Annotated in this window: 17 protein-coding genes; 6 read left to right on the top strand and 11 right to left on the bottom strand. The window is 71.8% G+C overall.

Translation table 11 applies throughout. The features are described from left to right. Positions 1-56: 56 nt before the first annotated feature. The 6 genes from hisG to metH form a co-directional block, all read right to left on the bottom strand. The gene (gene hisG, locus ACLJQF_RS46485; RefSeq protein ID WP_410616894.1) at positions 57-902 is read right to left on the bottom strand and encodes an ATP phosphoribosyltransferase; all 846 of its coding nucleotides are present in this window, start codon (positions 900-902) and stop codon (positions 57-59) included. A 44-nt stretch (positions 903-946) separates the two neighbouring features. Further along, the gene (locus ACLJQF_RS46480; protein ID WP_410574699.1) at positions 947-1,210 is read right to left on the bottom strand and encodes a phosphoribosyl-ATP diphosphatase; all 264 of its coding nucleotides are present in this window, start codon (positions 1,208-1,210) and stop codon (positions 947-949) included. A 163-nt stretch (positions 1,211-1,373) separates the two neighbouring features. Beyond that, entirely contained in the window at positions 1,374-1,859 is a 486-nt protein-coding gene (locus ACLJQF_RS46475; protein ID WP_410616892.1) for a methylated-DNA--[protein]-cysteine S-methyltransferase, read from the bottom strand. A gap of 20 nt (positions 1,860-1,879) precedes the next feature. Then, positions 1,880-3,352, bottom strand: coding sequence for an AlkA N-terminal domain-containing protein (locus ACLJQF_RS46470; RefSeq protein ID WP_410616890.1), 1,473 nt, complete (start codon positions 3,350-3,352; stop codon positions 1,880-1,882). A 59-nt stretch (positions 3,353-3,411) separates the two neighbouring features. Next, the gene (locus ACLJQF_RS46465) at positions 3,412-4,074 is read right to left on the bottom strand and encodes an HAD family hydrolase (RefSeq protein WP_410616898.1); all 663 of its coding nucleotides are present in this window, start codon (positions 4,072-4,074) and stop codon (positions 3,412-3,414) included. Positions 4,075-4,126: 52 nt separating this feature from the next. Then, the gene (metH, locus tag ACLJQF_RS46460; RefSeq protein WP_410616889.1) at positions 4,127-7,690 is read right to left on the bottom strand and encodes a methionine synthase; all 3,564 of its coding nucleotides are present in this window, start codon (positions 7,688-7,690) and stop codon (positions 4,127-4,129) included. A 38-nt stretch (positions 7,691-7,728) separates the two neighbouring features. Here metH and ACLJQF_RS46455 point away from each other — a divergent pair, with 38 nt between their 5' ends. Next, on the top strand, positions 7,729-8,634 hold the full coding sequence (locus ACLJQF_RS46455; RefSeq protein WP_410616887.1) for a PAC2 family protein: 906 nt from the start codon (positions 7,729-7,731) through the stop codon (positions 8,632-8,634). A gap of 54 nt (positions 8,635-8,688) precedes the next feature. On the opposite strand, the gene ACLJQF_RS46450 is transcribed toward ACLJQF_RS46455, so the two are convergent. Then, the gene (locus ACLJQF_RS46450) at positions 8,689-9,624 is read right to left on the bottom strand and encodes a phosphotriesterase (protein ID WP_410616885.1); all 936 of its coding nucleotides are present in this window, start codon (positions 9,622-9,624) and stop codon (positions 8,689-8,691) included. A gap of 37 nt (positions 9,625-9,661) precedes the next feature. Here ACLJQF_RS46450 and ACLJQF_RS46445 point away from each other — a divergent pair, with 37 nt between their 5' ends. Then, a complete protein-coding gene (locus ACLJQF_RS46445; RefSeq protein WP_410616883.1) occupies positions 9,662-10,207 on the top strand; it encodes a CGNR zinc finger domain-containing protein in 546 nt (181 codons plus the stop codon). Here ACLJQF_RS46445 and ACLJQF_RS46440 read toward each other — a convergent pair. Both ACLJQF_RS46440 and ACLJQF_RS46435 read right to left on the bottom strand, forming a co-directional pair. Continuing rightward, on the bottom strand, positions 10,202-11,035 hold the full coding sequence (locus ACLJQF_RS46440) for a metallophosphoesterase family protein (protein WP_410616881.1): 834 nt from the start codon (positions 11,033-11,035) through the stop codon (positions 10,202-10,204). The two genes, ACLJQF_RS46445 and ACLJQF_RS46440, sit on opposite strands and share 6 nt — an antisense overlap. Further along, entirely contained in the window at positions 10,999-12,000 is a 1,002-nt protein-coding gene (locus tag ACLJQF_RS46435; protein ID WP_410616880.1) for a helix-turn-helix domain-containing protein, read from the bottom strand. The genes ACLJQF_RS46440 and ACLJQF_RS46435 overlap by 37 nt, the downstream gene beginning before the upstream one ends. A gap of 123 nt (positions 12,001-12,123) precedes the next feature. Between ACLJQF_RS46435 and ACLJQF_RS46430 the strand changes: the two genes are divergently transcribed. Both ACLJQF_RS46430 and ACLJQF_RS46425 read left to right on the top strand, forming a co-directional pair. Beyond that, positions 12,124-12,396: a hypothetical protein gene (locus ACLJQF_RS46430; RefSeq protein WP_410616879.1), complete on the top strand. Its 273-nt coding sequence runs from the start codon at positions 12,124-12,126 to the stop codon at positions 12,394-12,396. Beyond that, entirely contained in the window at positions 12,393-13,766 is a 1,374-nt protein-coding gene (locus ACLJQF_RS46425; RefSeq protein WP_410616877.1) for a serine hydrolase domain-containing protein, read from the top strand. The genes ACLJQF_RS46430 and ACLJQF_RS46425 overlap by 4 nt, the downstream gene beginning before the upstream one ends. Here the strand turns inward: ACLJQF_RS46425 and ACLJQF_RS46420 are convergent. Further along, a complete protein-coding gene (locus ACLJQF_RS46420; RefSeq protein ID WP_410616875.1) occupies positions 13,670-14,908 on the bottom strand; it encodes an MFS transporter in 1,239 nt (412 codons plus the stop codon). The two genes, ACLJQF_RS46425 and ACLJQF_RS46420, sit on opposite strands and share 97 nt — an antisense overlap. Continuing rightward, on the bottom strand, positions 14,905-15,492 hold the full coding sequence (locus tag ACLJQF_RS46415) for an ArsR/SmtB family transcription factor (protein ID WP_410616873.1): 588 nt from the start codon (positions 15,490-15,492) through the stop codon (positions 14,905-14,907). Before ACLJQF_RS46415 ends, ACLJQF_RS46420 begins: the two co-directional genes overlap by 4 nt. 145 nt (positions 15,493-15,637) lie before the next feature. Here ACLJQF_RS46415 and ACLJQF_RS46410 point away from each other — a divergent pair, with 145 nt between their 5' ends. Continuing rightward, on the top strand, positions 15,638-16,114 hold the full coding sequence (locus tag ACLJQF_RS46410; protein WP_410616871.1) for a MarR family winged helix-turn-helix transcriptional regulator: 477 nt from the start codon (positions 15,638-15,640) through the stop codon (positions 16,112-16,114). 156 nt (positions 16,115-16,270) lie between these two features. Then, a complete protein-coding gene (locus tag ACLJQF_RS46405; protein ID WP_410616869.1) occupies positions 16,271-17,887 on the top strand; it encodes an ABC-F family ATP-binding cassette domain-containing protein in 1,617 nt (538 codons plus the stop codon). Positions 17,888-17,944 lie beyond the last annotated feature (57 nt).

The raw sequence follows: 17,944 nt of genomic DNA, 5'->3' as shown, positions 1-17,944 counted from the left end.
GTCGTGAGTGGTAATTCGGGTTAGAACCCTAATTACCACTCACGACGGGTGGGGCGTCAGAGGCGGCAGGAGCGGATGTCGGAGGCCAGGATCGCCTTCGCGCCCACTTCGGCGAGCTCGTCCATGATGAGGTTGACCTTCTTGCGCGACACCATCGCGCGCACCGCGACCCAGTCTTCGTGGGCGAGCGGGGCCACCGTCGGCGACTCCAGGCCCGGAGTGATCGCGATCGCGCGCTCCACCAGCGTCCGCGGGCAGTCGTAGTCCAGCATCATGTACTGCTGCGCGAACACGACCCCGCGCAGGCGCGCGGCCAGCTGCGACTTGGCCTTGCTCTCGTCGCTGCCCCGGCGCCGGAGCAGCACGGCTTCCGACACGCAGATCGGGTCGCCGAACGCCACCAGGTTGTGCTGCCGCAGCGACCGGCCCGACTCGACGACGTCCGCGATCGCGTCCGCCACGCCGAGCTGGATCGAGATCTCCACCGCACCGTCGAGCCGGATCACTTCGGCCTCGACGCCGTGGCGGGCGAGGTCGTCGCGGACCAGCCGCGGGTAGGACGTCGCCAGCCGCTTGCCTTGCAGGTCCGCCGGCTTCCAGTCCCGGCCGGCCGGGGCGGCGTAGCGGAACGTCGAGCCGCCGAAGCCCAGCGCCTGGACCTCCTCGACCGGGGCACCCGAGTCGAGCGCGAGGTCGCGGCCGGTGATGCCGAGGTCGAGCTCGCCGGAACCGACGTAGATCGCGATGTCCTTGGGGCGCAGGAAGAAGAACTCGACCTCGTTCACCGGGTCGAGCACGGTCAGGTCGCGCTGCTCATGCCGCTTGCGGTAGCCCGCCTCGCCGAGCATCTCCGTCGCCGCGGCGGCGAGGGCTCCCTTGTTCGGCACGGCAACACGCAGCATTCGCTTTTCTCCTCGTGTTCGAGCGACGTTCTTCGAGCGACCCGTCACAGGTAGCGGTAGACGTCCTCGGTCGACAGGCCACGGCCGAGCATCAGCACCTGCACCCGGTACAGCAGCTGGGAGATCTCCTCGGCGAGGCGCTCGTCGGACTCGTGCTCGGCCGCGATCCACACCTCGCCGGCCTCCTCCAGCACCTTCTTGCCCTGGGCGTGCACCCCGGCGTCGAGGGCGGCGACGGTGCCGGAGGACTCGGGACGGGTACGCGCGCGCTCGGCAAGCTCCGCGAACAGCTCATCGAAGGTCTTCACGGTCTGCGATCCTTCCACCCCGGGCCCCGCGGCGTCGCCTCGCCCCACCGCGGTTGCTGCCCATCTCACACTGCCGTGGACACCGGTTCCCACCAGCTGGGAGCCCGCTGACCCGCCCGAAGGGGCACTTTCACGTGAAAGTGCCCCTTTGCAGCTATCGGGATCAGAAGAGCGCGCCCTGCTCGAAGTCCAGCAGGTACCGCTTGCGTTCGAGGCCGCCGCCGTAGCCGGTGAGCGAGCCGGTCGAGCCGACCACCCGGTGGCACGGGACGATGATGCCGATCGGGTTCTTGCCGTTGGCCAGCCCCACGGCACGCGACGCCGCGGGGTTGCCCAGCCGGTCGGCGAGCTGACCGTAGGAGATCGTCGTCCCGTACGGGATCTCGCGCAGCTGAGCCCACACCGCCTGCTGGAACGGCGTGCCCACGAAGGCCAGCGGCACCTCGAACCGGTGCCGCTGCCCGGCGAAGTACTCCTTCAGCTCCGTTTCGGCGCGGTCGAAGATCTCCGAACCGGGGTCGTGCGAGCCGAAGGTCAGCTCGTCCGGGCGGTGGCGCTGGTCGACCATGTAGAGGCCGCAGAGCGCGTCGCCCTCGGCGACCAGCGTCAACGGGCCGCACGGGCTGTCGACGACGGCGTGGGTGCGCATGGTTCCTTCTCCTGTCGGGGTCATGCCGCGGGCATCCGGTTGATCGCGTGGTCACCGGTGGCCCACAGGTGCTGGGTTGCGTAGGCGCGCCACGGGCGCCACGCCGCGGACCGGGCGACGACGGCGGCCTGGCCGCCGAGGCCCAGAATTTCCGCCGCGTACTTGATGCCGAGATCGGTGGGAAGGAAGGCGTCCGGGTCGCCCAGCGCTCGCATCGCGATGCTCTCGACCGTCCACGGCCCGAAGCCGGGCAACGCGCTCAGTGCCGCCCGGGCCGCCTCCCAGTCGCTGCCCGCACTGAGGTCCAGCCCGTCCGTCAGTGCCGAGACCAGCCCGAGCAGCGTGCGACGGCGGCTACGCGGCATCGCCAGAGTCTCCGGGTCCAGCGAAGCCAGCGCCGACGGTGACGGGAACAGGTGCGTCAGGCCGCCTTCGGGGTCTTCGACCGGCTCGCCGTGCGCGACGACGAGCCGGGCCGCGTGGGTGCGGGCCGCCGCCGTCGAGACCTGCTGGCCCAGCACGGCCCGCACGGCAAACTCGGCGCCGTCCGTGGTGCGCGGGACCCGGCGGCCGGGCGCGGCCGCGACGAGCGGGGCGAGCAGCGGGTCGGTGGCGAGCTGGTCGTCGACGGCGACCGGGTCGGCGTCGAGGTCGAGCAAGCGCCGGCACCGGCTGATGGCGGCCGGCAGGTCCCGCAGGTCGGCCAGGGTGAGCCGGCAGGCGATGTAGCCGTCAGCGGGGTGTCCGGGGCGCAGCGCGACGACGCCGTGGCCGTGCGGCAGCCGCAGCGTCCGGCGGTACGCGCCGTCCCGCCACTCCTCCACGCCCGGCACGCCGGTCGCCACGAGGTGCCCGAAGAGGTTGTCCGGGCACAGCGGCTTGCGGTACGGCAGCCGCAGCACGAGCGCCCCGGCCGCGGCCTGCGGCGTGCCCTTCGCGCGGGTGCGCAGCTCCGTCGGCGAGAGGGCGAACACTTCGCGGACGGTGTCGTTGAACGTCCGGATGCTGCCGAACCCGGCGGCCAGGGCCAGCTCGGTCATCGGCAGCGCGGTCGTCTCGATCAGGGTGCGCGCGGTCTGCGCGCGCTGGGCCCTGGCCAGTGCCAGGGGGCCGGCGCCGAGTTCGGCGAACACCTGCCGTTCGACCTGCCGGACGCTGTAGCCGAGCCGGGCGGCGAGGCCGCGGACGCCTTCGGTGTCGACGACGCCGTCGGCGATCAGCCGCATCGCCCGCGCCACCAGGTCGGCGCGCTCGTTCCACAGCGGCGAGCCGGGGCTGGCGTCGGGACGGCACCGTTTGCAGGCCCGGAACCCGGCCTGCTGGGCGGCCGCGGCACTCGGGTAAAAGCTCATGTTCCGCGGCTTGGGCGGCACCACCGGGCAGCTGGGCCGGCAGTAGATCTTCGTCGTCAGGACGGCGGTGTAGAACCACCCGTCGAACCGGGCGTCCTTCGCCTGCACGGCCCGCACGCACCGCTCGAAGTCCTCATGCACCCCGTCAGCATCGCGGACGCCGTCGGCCCGGGGCTAGCGGAAAAGCGACATGGTGGTGATCAGCCGAGCAGGGCCGCCAGCGCCGGCACGTCGATGCCCACCAGGGAGTCGCGGAACACCCGCCGCTCCCCCGCCTCGACCGGGACGTCGTTGGGGATCACCAGGACCGTGCAGCCCGCCGCGACCGCCGACGCCGTGCCCGGCGGCGAGTCCTCGACCGCCACACAGCGCGCGGGGTCGACGCCGAGCAGTTCGGCCGCCTTGAGGTACGGGCGTGGGAGCGGCTTGTTGAGGCCCTCGACCTCGTCGCCGCACACGGTGACGTCGAAGAAATCCCGGCCGATGGTGTTCAGCGCCAGCTCGGTCAGGGCGCGTTCGGTGGAGGTGACCAGCGCCGAACGCAGGCCCGCTTCGCGCACCGCGGTCAACACTTCGCGCGCGCCCGGGCGCCACGGCAGCTCGTCGTCGAACAGCCCGGCCGTGCGGCGGCGGATCTCCTCACCGGTCGAGGCGACCGCCTCCGGGGTCGCCGGAAGACCGACCACTTCGAGGAGGTACGCCGAGGTGTCGTCCATGTTGGACCCGACGAGTGTCATCCGCTGCTCTTCGGAAAGCTTGCCGCCGAGCCACTCCGCCGTCTCGTAGAGGGCGACGTCCCACAGCTTCTCGGAATCGACGAGCGTGCCGTCCATGTCCCACAACACGGCGGCCAATCCGTCCACCGACGACGCACTCTTCACCGCGGAGACGGCATTCGACACAGTGGAATCTCCCTCAGGTGTTGAAGTACTTCGCTTCCGGGTGGTGGCAGACGATCGCGTCGGTCGACTGCTCGGGGTGCAGCTGGTACTCCTCGGACAGCTTGACGCCGATCCGGCCCGGTTCGAGGAGGGCGACGATCTTCGCCCGGTCTTCGAGGTCGGGACAGGCGCCATAGCCCAGGGAGAACCTCGCCCCACGGTAGCCGAGCTTGAAGAAGTCCTCGACGTCGTCGGGGTCCTCTGAGGCGACCGCCACACCGCCGGGGAAGGTCAGCTCCTGCCGGATGCGGCAGTGCCAGTACTCGGCCAGCGCCTCGGTGAGCTGGACGCCGAGGCCGTGGACTTCGAGGTAGTCGCGGTAGGCGTTGGCCGCGAACAGCTCGTTCGCGTAGTCGGCGATCGGCCGGCCCATGGTGACGACGGTGAACGGCACGACGTCCACCTCACCCGCCGAGCGGGGCCGGTAGAAGTCGGCCAGGCAGAGCCGCCGGTCGCGGCGCTGCCGCGGGAAGGTGAAGCGAACCCGCTCCGGCGCGTCGGGCGACGGCTCGGTGAGCACGACGAGGTCGTCGCCCTCGGCGACGCACGGGAAGTAGCCGTAGACGACGGCCGCGTGGGCCAGGACGCCGTCGGCGGTGAGCCGGTCGAGCCAGTACCGCAGCCGCGGCCGGCCTTCGGACTCGACGAGGTCGTCGTACGTCGGCCCGGCGCCGCCGCGGGCGCCCTTGAGCCCCCACTGGCCCATGAAGGTCGCGCGCTCGTCGAGCATGGCGGCGTAGTCGGCGAGCGCGACGCCCTTGACCACCCGGGAACCCCAGAACGGCGGACTCGGTACCGGCACGTCGGTGGCGACGTCGGAGCGTGCGGGCGGCGGCCCTTCGAGGACCTCCTCGTCGGCTTTGCGGGCTTTGCGCGCCTCGGCGATCCGCAGCGAGCGTTCGCGGCGTTCCTTGCGCTCCTGACGCTTCTTCTCCGCGTCCGCGTCCACCAGCGGCGATTCCCCGCGTTTGGCGGCCATGATCGCGTCCATCAGCCGCAGGCCCTCGAACGCGTCCCGCGCGTAGCGGACGTCGCCGAGGTACAGCTCGGTCAGGTCGTTCTCCACATAGGACCGGGTCAGCGCCGCCCCACCCAGGAGCACCGGCCAGCGCGCGGAGACGCCGCGGGAGTTCATCTCCTGGAGGTTCTCCTTCATGATCACCGTGGACTTCACCAGCAGCCCGGACATCCCGATCGCGTCGGCGCCGTGCTCGGAGGCGGCGTCGAGGATGGTGGTGATCGGCTGCTTGATGCCGAGGTTGACGACCTCGTAGCCGTTGTTGGACAGGATGATGTCGACCAGGTTCTTGCCGATGTCGTGGACGTCGCCGCGGACGGTGGCGAGCACGATCCGGCCCTTGCCGGAGTCGTCGCCGGTCTCCATGTGCGGTTCGAGGTGCGCGACGGCGGCCTTCATCACCTCGGCGGACTGGAGCACGAAGGGCAGCTGCATCTGCCCGGAGCCGAACAGCTCGCCGACGGTCTTCATGCCGGACAGCAGCGTGTCGTTGATGATCTCCAGGGCGGGCCGCTGGTCCAGGGCCGCGTCGAGGTCGTCGGTGAGGCCGTTGCGTTCGCCGTCGACGATCCGGCGTTCCAGGCGTTCGAACAGCGGCAGGGCGGCCAGTTCCTCGGCGCGCGACGCCTTGGACGAGGCCGCGCTGACGCCCTCGAACAGGGCCAGCAGCTCCTGGAGCGGGTCGTAGCCTTCGCGACGGCGGTCGTATACCAGGTCCAGGGCGATCGCGCGCTGGTCGTCCGGGATGCGGGCCATCGGCAGGATCTTCGACGCGTGCACGATGGCGGTGTCGAGCCCGGCCTGGACGCACTCGTGCAGGAACACCGAGTTGAGCACCTGCCGCGCGGCGGGGTTGAGTCCGAAGGAGATGTTCGACAACCCCAACGTGGTCTGGACCTCGGGGTGGCGGCGTTTGATCTCGCGGATGGCTTCGATCGTCTCGATGCCGTCGCGGCGTGACTCCTCCTGCCCGGTGGCGATGGTGAAGGTCAGCGCGTCGATGATGACATCGGAGGTGTGCAGCCCCCACTTGCCGGTGATGTCCTCGATGAGCCGGGTCGCGATGTCGGCCTTCTTCTGCGCTGTCCGCGCCTGACCTTCCTCGTCGATGGTCAGGGCCACGACGGCGGCGCCGTACTCGCTGACCAGCGCCATGACCTGCGTGAAGCGGGATTCCGGGCCGTCGCCGTCCTCGTAGTTGACGGAGTTGACCGCGCAGCGGCCGCCGAGCCGCTGCAGCCCGGCGCGGAGCACCGGGACCTCGGTGGAGTCGAGCATGATCGGGAGCGTCGAGGCGGTGGCCAGGCGCCCGGCCAGCTCGGCCATGTCCGCGGTGCCGTCGCGGCCGACGTAGTCGACGCACAGGTCGAGCAGGTGGGCGCCGTCGCGGGTCTGCTCGCGGGCGATCTCGACGCAGTCGTCCCAGCGGCCGTCCAGCATCGCGGTGCGGAAGGCCTTCGAGCCGTTGGCGTTGGTCCGCTCGCCGATCATGAGCACGCTGGCGTCCTGTTTGAACGGGACCGCCTGGTACAGCGACGACACGCCCGGTTCGGGCCGCGGCCGCCGCGGGACCGGCGCGGTGTCCGCGGTGTGCTCGATGGCGGCGGCGAGCTGCCGGATGTGCTCGTCGGTCGTGCCGCAGCAGCCGCCGACCAGGCCGACGCCGAATTCGCGGACGAACCCGGTCAGTGCCTCGACCAGGGCTTCCGGGCCGAGCGGGTAGACCGCGCCGTCCGGGCCCAGTTCCGGCAGACCGGCATTCGGCATCACCGACAGCGGCACCCGGGCGTGCTTGGCCAGCTGCCGCAGGTGCTCGCTCATCTCGGCCGGGCCGGTGGCGCAGTTGAGCCCGATGACGTCGATGCCGAGCGGCTCCAACGCGGCCAGTGCCGCGCCGACCTCGGTGCCGAGCAGCATGGTGCCGGTCGTTTCGACGGTGATCGAAGCAAGGATCGGCACGTGCCGGCCTTCGGCGGCCATCGCGCGCTTCGCGCCGATGATCGACGCCTTCGTCTGGAGGATGTCCTGGGTGGTTTCGACGATCACCGCGTCGGCGCCGCCGGCCAGCAGGCCACGGACCTCCTCGCGGTAGGCGTCCCGCAGCGTGGTGAACGGCGCGTGGCCGAGGGTCGGGAGTTTCGTGCCCGGTCCGACCGAGCCCAGCACGAACCGCGGGCGGTCCGGCGTCGCGAACTCGTCGGCGGTTTCGCGGGCCAGCCGGGCCCCGGCCTCGGCGAGTTCGAAGATCCGGCCGGTGATGTCGTACTCGGCGAAATTGGCGAAATTGGCCCCGAAAGTGTTCGTCTCGACGGCGTCCGCGCCCGCTTCCAGGTACCCGCGGTGCACCGAGCGGACCACGTCCGGCCGGGTGACGTTGAGGATTTCGTTGCAGCCCTCGAGACCGTCGAAGTCGTCGAGGCTGAGGTCGTGGGCCTGCAGCGCGGTGCCCATCGCCCCGTCGGCCACCAGGACGCGCGAGCGAAGGGCTTCGAGAAACGGTGACGACAGGCGGTCGGACATGCTGAACAGGGTAAGGCCGGTGGTCGTAGGCTGGTCCGGTGAGTGAGCCCGTCGACGAGACCCCGCGGCCGCCCGGCGGCCGCCCCGAACCCACCCGGCCTTTGATGGTCGTCGCCTTCGAAGGCTGGAACGACGCAGGTGACGCGGCCAGCCGGGCGGTCGAGCACCTGCAGCTGAACTGGGACGCCACTCCGCTGGCGGAACTGGAGCCCGACGACTACTACGACTTCCAGGTCAGCCGCCCGACCGTCCGGATGGTGGACGGCGTCACTCGACGGGTGGACTGGCCGACCACGACGCTCTCGGTGTGCCGTCCCGACGGGTTCGACCGCGACGTCGTCCTCGTGCAGGGCCCCGAGCCCAACATGCGCTGGCGCTCGTTCTGCGCCGAGCTGCTGGAGCACATCAAGCAGCTCGACGTCGCGACGGTGGTGACGCTGGGGGCATTGCTGGCCGACACCGCGCACACCCGGCCGGTCCCGGTCACCGGGACGGCGTACGACAAGGACACCGCGTCCCTCTACGGCCTGGACCTGAACAACTACCAGGGCCCGACCGGCATCGTCGGGATCCTGCAGGACTACTGCGTGCAGGCGGGCATCCCGGCCGTCTCGATCTGGGCCGCGGTGCCGCACTACGTGTCGCACCCGCCGTCCCCGAAGGCCACGCTGGCGCTGCTGCACAAGCTGGAGGACATCCTCGACGTCGAAATCCCGCTGGGGGCGCTGCCGGAGCAGTCCGAGGAGTGGCAGCGCACGGTCAGCGAGATGGCCGACGAGGACGAAGAGATCAGCGAGTACGTCCGCAGCCTCGAAGAGCGCGGCGACGCCCAGAGCGAGGTCGCCGAGCAGGACGTCAGCGGCGACAAGATCGCCGCCGAGTTCGAGCGCTACCTGCGCCGCCGCGGCCGCGGTGGCGGCCAGGAGGGCTTCGGCCTGCGCTGAGGCACCACTCTTTGGAGTGTCACAGCAGTGGGAATGTCACAGCAGTTGGGAGTTTCACAGCAGCCAGCTGGTGGCGAACGCCCGCGCGGGGTTCGCCACCAGCATGGCGGTGACGACGTCGCCGCCGAGCAGCTTGGTCAGCCGCGGCGCGAGCGTGGTGAGCAGGTAGGACGCGCCCGGCTGGTTCCGGGCCGCGGCGGTCGTTGTGTCGCCGCCGAGCAGGATCTGCCCGCCGTGCCCGGCCTCGACGAGCGCTTCGAGGCCGTCGAAGAGCCGCAGGTCGGTGGCGTGGTTGGCCCGTGACGGGCCGTCGAATCCGAGGAACACGCCGGTCTCGGCGATCTCCCGCTGCAGCTGTGGGTCCGGGTTCCGGTTGAGGTGCCCGAGGATCACCTTTTCGGGTGAAACATCGAGCTTGCCGCAGAGCAGGTCGACCGTCTCCAGGCCCGCCGTGCCGAGTTCGAGGTGCACGGCGATCGGCGCGCCGGTCTCCTCATGGGCGACCGCGGCCGCGGTCATCGTCAGCCGGGCGTGCGAGTCGATCGTGTGGAAGGCGCCGGCCACCTTGACCAGCCCGGCGCGTGGACCGGTCCGCGGCTCGTCGGGCAGGTCGGCGGGCTGGGTCCCCTCGGTCAGGTCGGCGACGAACTCCTTGACCAGATCGTCGATCACGCGGGTGAGGATCACCGGGGCGTAGTGCTCCGCGCGGTGCAGGCCGGTGGCCGCGACCACGTGCACGCCGATTTCCTCCGACATCCAGGCGAGCTCGCGGGTGCGCCGGGTCAGGCCGTACGGAGTCCACTGGACGAGCGCGTTGCCGCCCCGCGCTTCGAACTCGAGGAGTGTGTGGGCGGCGGCGACCGGGTCGTCGAGTTCCTGGCCCGGCAGCAGCTTCGAGGCGAAGAAGAGGTGGTCGTGCGCGTTCGTCACACCGAGTCCGGCCGGATCGATGTCACCCAGCACCGTGCGGACCTTGGGTTCCCCAGTCACGAGGCGAGTGTAACGCCTCAAGCGTTACGATGGCGAGGTGTCCGAAGACTTCCGCCTCGACATGGGCGCACCCTGGCTGAACCTCCTGGCCACCCGCGGCCGGAACTTCGGGGACCGGCCGGTCGAGCGGATCCCGACGGCCGAGCGGCTGCGTGACTGGCTCGCCCAGGTCGAGCTGACCCCGCTCACCCCCGTCACGTACGCCGACGTGCGCGCGGCCCACCAGCTCCGCGAAGCCCTCCGCGAACTCGCACTGGGCGTGATCGACGGGGTTTCGCCGGGAGCCGATCAGGTGAGCCCACTGACGCCGTTCCTCAAGACCGAGCCCGTCCACCTCGCCGCGCTCGACCGGCTGCACCGCAGCGCGCCCGCGACCGCCGCCGACGCGCTCGGCCGGCTGGCGCACCAAGCCGCGGACTGGCTCACCGGACCACTGCGAACCGGCCTGCGGGCGTGCCCCGAGCAGGACTGCCGCGGCGTCTTCGCCGACCCGGGTGGACGGCGGCGCTGGTGTCCCGCCCCCGCCTGTGCCAGCCGCGGGCGGGTGCGCGCGCTCAGGGAGCGGCGGCGTGACGGATCATGACGGCCACAGGATCCGGCGCATCGGCACCGCACCCCGCGCCCGCTTCCGCCACTCGCGCGGATAACCCAGCGAGACCTCCTCGAACCGGACGCCGTCGGCCTCGGTGCTGCGCGGGATGTGCAGGTGCCCGTAGACCGCGATTTCCGCGCGGTAGCGGACGTGCCAGTCCTCGGTTTTCGTCGTGCCGCACCACAGGGCGAACTCCGGCCAGTACAGCGGCGCCGTCGGGTGGCGGTGCAGCGGCCAGTGCGACATCAGGATCGTGCCGTGGTCCTCGGGAATCGCGTCGAGGCGCTCGGTGCTGATCTTCAGCCGGTCCTCGCACCACGCCTGGCGGCTGGGGTACGGGTCCGGGTACAGGAAGTACTCGTCCGTGCAGACCACCCCGGCCTCGCGGGCCTGGCGCAGGGCCTCCTCCAGGGACTTGCCCTCCGCTTGCGGGGTCCGCCAGCTGTAGTCGTAGAGCAGGAACAGCGGCGCGATCGTCAGCGGCCGCGGACCGTGCCGCCAGACCGGGAACTCGTCCTCCGGCGTCAGGACGCCGATCTCGCGGCACTGCTCGACGAGGTACTCGTACCGGGCCTGGCCGCGCAGCTGGCAGTCGTCGTTCTTCGTCGTCCACAGCTCGTGGTTGCCCGGCACCCAGACGACCTTCGCGAACCGGCTGCGCAGGGTCTTCAGCGTCCCGATGGTGGCTTCGGCCAGCTCGGCGACGTCGCCGGCGACGAGCAGCCAGTCTTCGGGGGTTTCCGGGACGACCGAGTCGAGGATCGGGCCGTTGCCCTCGTGGGTCACGTGGAGGTCGCTGGTGGCGAAGAGGTGCGGCACCCCTCCACCGTAACCACCGTGGCCGGGGAAGCTAGGTGAAACCTGCGGATCGCTTCGCGCTGGGCCGGGCTCAGGCGGTCCGCTCTGGCCTCCACGGTGACCGTTCCGGAGCCGGCGTCGCACAGTTCCAGGGGGTCGGCGATGGCCGGACGGCGCCGGAGCGCGGCCAAGGCCGCCACCACCCGGTCCCGGGGCCAGCCGAGGGCGGTGGCCAGGCCGTCCGGGGTCAGCGGCCGGCCGGCGTGCACCAGGGCGGCGACCACGGTCAGGGCGTCGTAGCCGGCAGCCTCCGCCAGGGTGCTGCCGCCCATCTGCTCGCTCAGCCGCCCGAAGAACCGGCCCATGCTCGCCAGCCGGGTGCCGGCGGTCGTGTCCGGTCCGAAGATCCCGATGCCCCGCTGCGCGACCTCCGCGACCCGGCCGTGGGCGCCGGTGTCGGCCTGCCACGCCCGCAGCCAGACGTCGTCGTCGATCGTGTAGCGCTCGCGGCGCCCTCGAATCGAGGGAGCCGGCCGGCGTGCGACCAGCTCCATGGCTTCCAGGGCGCCGATGGACTTGGACACCGACGCGGGGCTGACCTGCAGCAGGGCCACCAGGTCGGCCGCGGTCAGCCCGCCGGCGTCGGCGGTGAGGAGGCTGGCGAACACGCGGGCGGTCATCCGGGGCAGGCCGGTCGCGGAGAGGAGGGCCGCGAACTCGTCGACGAAACCGCGCACCACGTCGGCGGGCTGTCCGGGCCGCCGGGGCGGCCGGCGTCGCCGAGCGCGGTGGACGGCGGTCTCCTGCGCGTGGCCGGGCCGGTACTCGCCGTCCGTGCTGTTGCGGGCCACCTCCCGGCTGATCGTGGACGTCGGGCGCCCGAGCCGCCGGCCGATCTCGGCGTACCCGAGCCCGCCGTCGAGCCACCCCGCGATGCGGCGGCGGTCGTCGAGGGTCAGTCTGCCTCGCACTCGCGGTGCGTTCATCGACACTCCAGTGCAACGAGTCGTTGCGTTCGTCCTCAGCACAGCGCAAAGATCTGGCGTCTTACCAGCTATTATGCACATCACTTCGTTGAGGACACCAAAAACGCAACGTAGCTTTTCCGCATGAGGAAAGACAAGGCGCACGTGCTGGCCATCTCGGCCGTCACGGACGAAGCCCAGTTCTGGAACGGCCTGAAGAAGGCCCACGGCCGGCTCCCCGCGGGAGCCCTGTGGAAGCTGGCGATCGCGAGCCAGGACGGCACCCGGGCGGTGAACGTCATCGCCCACGACTCCGTCGACGGCGTCCGGGAGTTCTTCGAGACCCACGCCGGCGCCCACGCCACGACGGAGTACTTCGAAGCGGACGCCGCGAACGCGGTCGGGCTCGCCCGATGACGATCCGGGACCGGGTGCCGGCGCTGCTGACCGAGTACGGCATCCCGAGCGCCGCGGTCGGCGTGCTCCGCGACGGGGAGATCACCGAGTTCGCCGTCGGTGTCAAGAACGTCGAAACCGGCGAACCGGCGACGACGGACACCGTCTACCAGTGCGGTTCGATGACGAAGACGTGGACCGCGCTGGCTTTCCTGCAGCTGGTCGACGAGGGCAAGGCCGACCTGGACGCGCCGATCCGGACCTACCTGCCGGACTTCGCGGTGGCCGATCCGGAGGCGACCGCGAAGGTCACCGCCCGCCACCTGCTCGACCACACCAACGGCATCGAAGAAGCCTTCGGCGATCCGGGCGATGCCGACGACATCCACGAGCGCATGGTCGCGAACATCGCCGACGCACCACAGGTCTTCCCCCTGGGCCACACCCACGGCTACAGCGCGGCGCTGGGCTACGCGATCCTCGCGCGGATCATGGAGGTCCTCGACGGCAAGCGCTGGGACGACGTCCTGCGCGACCGGCTCTTCACTCCCCTGGGCCTGACGAGCACGAACAGCCGCCCCGAGCAGGTGGACGCGACGCGGGCCGCAACCGGGCACCTGATCCGTTCGCCGGCCGAAGGCCCCATCGTCACGCCGCTGGACCACCTGCCCCGGGAGTTCGGCCCCGGCGGCGGCATCACCTCGACGGTCCGGGACGTGCTCACGCTGGCCCACGTGCTGCTCAACGCGGGGAAAGCGCCCGACGGCAGGCGGATCGTGTCGGCGGCGGGCGTCCGGGAGATGATGCGGTCACGGGTGCCGGTCCCGGATCCGTACCTGTTCGGGCCGGCGTGGGCGCTCGGGCTGATCGTCTGCGACTGGCACGGCGAAACCGTGTACGCCACCGACGGCAGCACGATCGGCCAGAACGCCCGGCTGCGGATCCTGCCGGACCGGAACACCGCCGTCGTCGTGCTGACGAACGGCGGCCCGCGGGAAAGCTTCGCGCGCAAGGTCTTCGGCGAGATCCTGGGTGCCGTCCCGGAGCTGCCGGAGCCGGACCCGGCGCTGCGGCTCGACCTGGCGAGGTACGAGGGCGTCTACGAACGGCCCGGCACCCGGTACGAGGTGACCGCCGACGGCGGCGCCCTGTGCGTCACGCTGGACCTCGACCCGATGCACGCGGAGTTCCTCGGGAAGCCGGCCTGGCTCCGCTACCCGCTGCTGCCGGTGAGCCCGACGCACTTCCTGATGCCCTCGGCGGATCCGCTGGAAGACACCCAGACGGTGGCGATCTACGACTTCGCCGACGGGGCCGCCCGGTACCTCCACACCAACTGCCGGGTGCATCCCCGGCGCGGGAGCAGCATCAGGACTCCGGCCAGGACGTAGACGCCGGCCTGGACGTTCAGCAGCACGGCGGGCCCGCTCGTCGCGACGAGCGTGCCCGCCAGCAGCGCGCCGGCGGTGGTGCAGGTGGCGACGGCGGCGAACGTCGTGCTCAGCACCCGCCCGGCGCGCTCGGGCGCGACCGCGCTCTGGATCTCCGACAGCACTCCGGCGCCGACGACCACGCCCGGGGCGCCCGCCAGGGCGAACAGCCCGACGTACACCCCCAGCGCCGTCGTGACCAGGGAGAGGTTCCAGATCACCGCGGACACCAGCCCCAGCGCGAGGGCGCCCCAGCCGACCAACGCCGCCGGCGCGACCCGCCGCGCCACCGTGGCCAGCGCGAACCCGGCGGCCAGCCCGCCGAGCGCCTGCACCCCGCGCAGCAGGCCGGCGTCAGCTTCGCTGCCGCCGAGCACGTCCAGGACGTAGACCACGAACAGCACCAGGAACATGCCCTGCGCCAGCGACGTGCACACCAACGCCAGCCCGGTGCGCCGCAGGCGCCGGTTGTGGGTCAGCTCGCGCAGGCCGTCGAGCCAGGCCCGCACCACCGGTTCCCGCGCGGCCGCCGGCACGGGCGCGGCGACCCGGCGGAACGGCTTGGCCAGCAGGGCCGCGGCCACCGCGAGGACGGCCAGGTAGCCGGTGATGACGTCGGCGAGCCCGCCGAAGCCGAGCAGTGCGCCCCCGGCCCAGCCGCCGGCCAGCCGGGCGACGCTGCCGTTCACGCTCATCAGCCCGTTCGCCGCGGTCACTTCGGCGACGCCGACGAGTTCGGGCACGAGTGCGTTGCGCGCGGGTTCGAACACCGACGCCAGGGCCGCCTGGGCGGCCAGCACCGCGTAGACCACGGTGACGCCGGGTTCGGCCAGGAGCGGCAGCGCCACGACGGCGAGCCCGAGGCAGACGCCGAACAGGACCGCGCGCCGGTTCCACCGGTCGGCGACGACGCCGGCCACCGGGCTCAGCAGCACCGCGGGCACCAGGCCGAGCACGATGCTCAACGCCGTCGTCGCGGCGGAGCCGGTGCGCTGGAAGACGTAGATCGGCAGCGCGACCTGCAGCATCCACTCGGCCGTCTCGCCGAAGAACGCGGCCACCCACAGCCGCGCGAACGCCGGCACCCCCAGCAGCTGTTTCATTCCTCCGCCTTCCCCGAGTGGTCGATGCGCGGGAACGCCCGCAGGCCCACGTGCACCGAGCGCGCGTCCGCGGGTGCGTCGGTCCGGATGGCGCCGATGTACGGGCGGATCAGCGCGTCGATCGCTTCGGTCAGCCGGGTCAGCTCCGCCGGCGTGACGCGCAGGGAGTAGGTCGACAGCCCGGTCGCGGCGCGCCAGGCCGGGTCGAGGTCGTCGAGGGAGTCCAGGTACCGCTGGGTCAGCTCCTGCTCGTGGCTCAGCGTCGCACCGACTACGCCCAGCTGCGCGGCCCGGTGCGCCGGGTCGTCCGCGAGCTCCCCCATTTCCAGGCCGACCTGCCGGGCGCGCCACGGCCGTTCCCGGCCGTCCTCGCCCTCGGCCCGCTCGACCAGGCCGTACTGCGCGAGCTGCCGCAGGTGCCAGCTGCAGTTGGACGCCGTCGAGCCGACCGCCTCGGCGCACTCGCTCGCGGTGCGCGGGCCGACGGCGGTCAGGTGGTTCAGCAGCGCCGACCGCAGCGGGTGCGCCAGCGCGCGCAGCAGCTCGACGTCTTCGATCCGCTTGCGCGGCGGCAGCCCGGCCATCGTCGTCCAATCTGAAAGAACTATTTCGAAAGTCTTCTTTCATACTTGGTTCCGCCTGCGGGCTTGTCAAGCGACTCCGCTATCGTTCGCGGGGCAGTGACTGCACGAAGCAGTGACTGCACCGTTACTAAACCTTGGATGGACGTTGCCCGACCAGCGCGAACTCGCCACCGCCGCCGCTCTCGCCCTCCCTCGGTTCGTCGGTTCGACCGCGCTCTTCCACGCGGCGGCCGCCGAGCGGATGGGCGTCACCCCCACCGAGCTGCACTGCCTGCACCTGCTCCACGGCGGCGTCAGCGATTCGCCGTCCGAGCTCGCCCGCCTGCTCGGGATGAGCACGGGCGCGTTCACCCGGCTGCTCGACCGGATGGAACGGCACCGGCTCGCCGAGCGGGCGCCCGATCCCGCGGACCGCCGCCGGCTCGTCGTCCGGCCGCTGCCCGACCGGATGGCCGAGCTCGCCGAGCTGTACGCGCCGATGGCCCGGTTCGTCGGCGAACGCCTCGCCCGCTTCGACCGCCGCCAGCTGACCGCCCTGCTCGAGTTCCTGACCGACGGCACCGCGGCGGCCGAGCGGTCGACAGCAGACCTGCCGAATGTGACCCAGGTCATAACCGGTTGACTAACTCTACGGTTGTTGCGTTAACCTGGTGCCACTATGAGGAACTGAACCGCGCCCATCCCGCCCGAGGCGGCACCCGGTCGAGCCGACGCTCCCGCGTGCCACGACGCCCGGCCGGGATCTCCGCTTTCTTCCCCCAGGGCTCGGTGATCGCACATGTCTCTCGTTTTCCCGGTGCAGGCCAAGGACGTCGTCTTCGGCTACGGCACCCGCGTCGTCCTCGACGGCGTTTCCCTCACCGCATCGGCCGGGCAGCGGCTCGGCCTGGTCGGCGAGAACGGCAGCGGCAAGTCCACGCTGCTGCGCCTGCTCGCCGGGCTCGAAGAACCGCGCTCCGGCGAGGTGCTCCGCGGTCCGGACGTCGGGTTCCTGCTGCAGGAACTGCCGCACCCGATGAACGCGACCTTCGCCGACGTGCTCGACGACGCGCTCGCCGAGATCCGGGCCGCCGCGGCCCGGCTCGACGAGCTGACCGCGGCCATGACCGACCGGCCGGACGACCCGGGCGTACTCGAGGAATACGGCCGGGTGCTGGAGTGGGCCCAGGCCCACGACCTCTGGGACGCCGACCGGCGCGCGAAGCTCGTCTGCGACGGGCTCGGCCTCGGCGGCGTCGAACCGGACCGGCGGCTCGGCACGCTCTCGGGCGGGCAGCGGTCCCGGCTCGGCCTGGCCGCGCTGCTGATCCGGCAGCCGGAGACGCTCCTGCTCGACGAGCCGACCAACCACCTCGACGACACCGCGATGGACTTCCTGGAACGCCACCTCACCGAGCTGACCGGGATCGTGGTGCTGTCCTCGCACGACCGGGTGTTCCTCGACGCCGTCTGCACCGACATCGTCGACCTCGACCCGGCCGCCGCGGACCGGCAGGCCGGCGGCGCGGTGCGCTACGGCGGCAGCTACACCGACTACCTCGGCCACAAGAAGGCCGAGCGGGCGCGCTGGGAACAGCGGTTCGCCGAGGAGCAGGAGGAACTGAAGGAGCTGCGGGAAACCGTCGCGGTCACGGCGCGCAACGTCGCCTACGGCCGCGGTCCCCGCGACAACGACAAGTTCATCCACGCCTTCAAGGGCGCCCGCGTCCAGAAGACGATCTCGCGGCGGGTGCGCGACGCCGAGCAGCGCCTGGAGAACCTGGAACGCGACCAGGTGCGCAAACCCCCGGCGCCGCTGCGGTTCAAGGCGGACCTCACCGGCCGGGCGACCGGCGACGGCCCGGCGATCTCGGTGCGTTCACTGGAGGTCCCGGGACGGCTGCGGCTGCCCCGGCTCGACGTCGACGGCTCGGCCCGGCTGCTCGTCACCGGCGGGAACGGCGCCGGGAAGTCGACGCTGCTCTCGGTGCTGGCCGGCCGGCTCGCGCCCGCCGCCGGGACGGTCCACTTCGGACACGGCGTGCGGGTCGGCTTGCTGGAGCAGGACGTGGTGTTCGCCGAGCCGGACCGGAACGCGGCCCGCGTGTACCGGGACGCGCTCGGCGAGGACGCTCCCCCGCTCAGCCGGCTCGGCCTGCTGGCGTCGCGCGATCTGCGGCAGCCGGTGGGTGCGCTTTCGGTCGGGCAGCGGCGGCGGCTGGCGCTGGCTGTCCTGCTCGCCGATCCGCCGGACGTGCTGCTGCTCGACGAGCCGACGAACCACATTTCGCTGACCCTGGCGGAAGAACTGTTCGCGGCCCTGGAGACGGCGCCGGGCGCGGTCGTCATCGCGTCCCACGACCGCCGGCTGCGCCGGGACTGGGCCGGCGACCACCTCAAGCTGCCCGCCGCCTAGCCCGTTATCCGCAGCCGTAGTTCGTGAAGGCCACCTTGAGGAACTTGAAGTTCCTCA

The sequence above is a fragment of the Amycolatopsis sp. lyj-109 genome, assembly GCF_046548995.1.
Classification (GTDB): Bacteria; Actinomycetota; Actinomycetes; order Mycobacteriales; family Pseudonocardiaceae; genus Amycolatopsis.
This window is presented reverse-complemented; position numbering and strand designations above follow the sequence as displayed.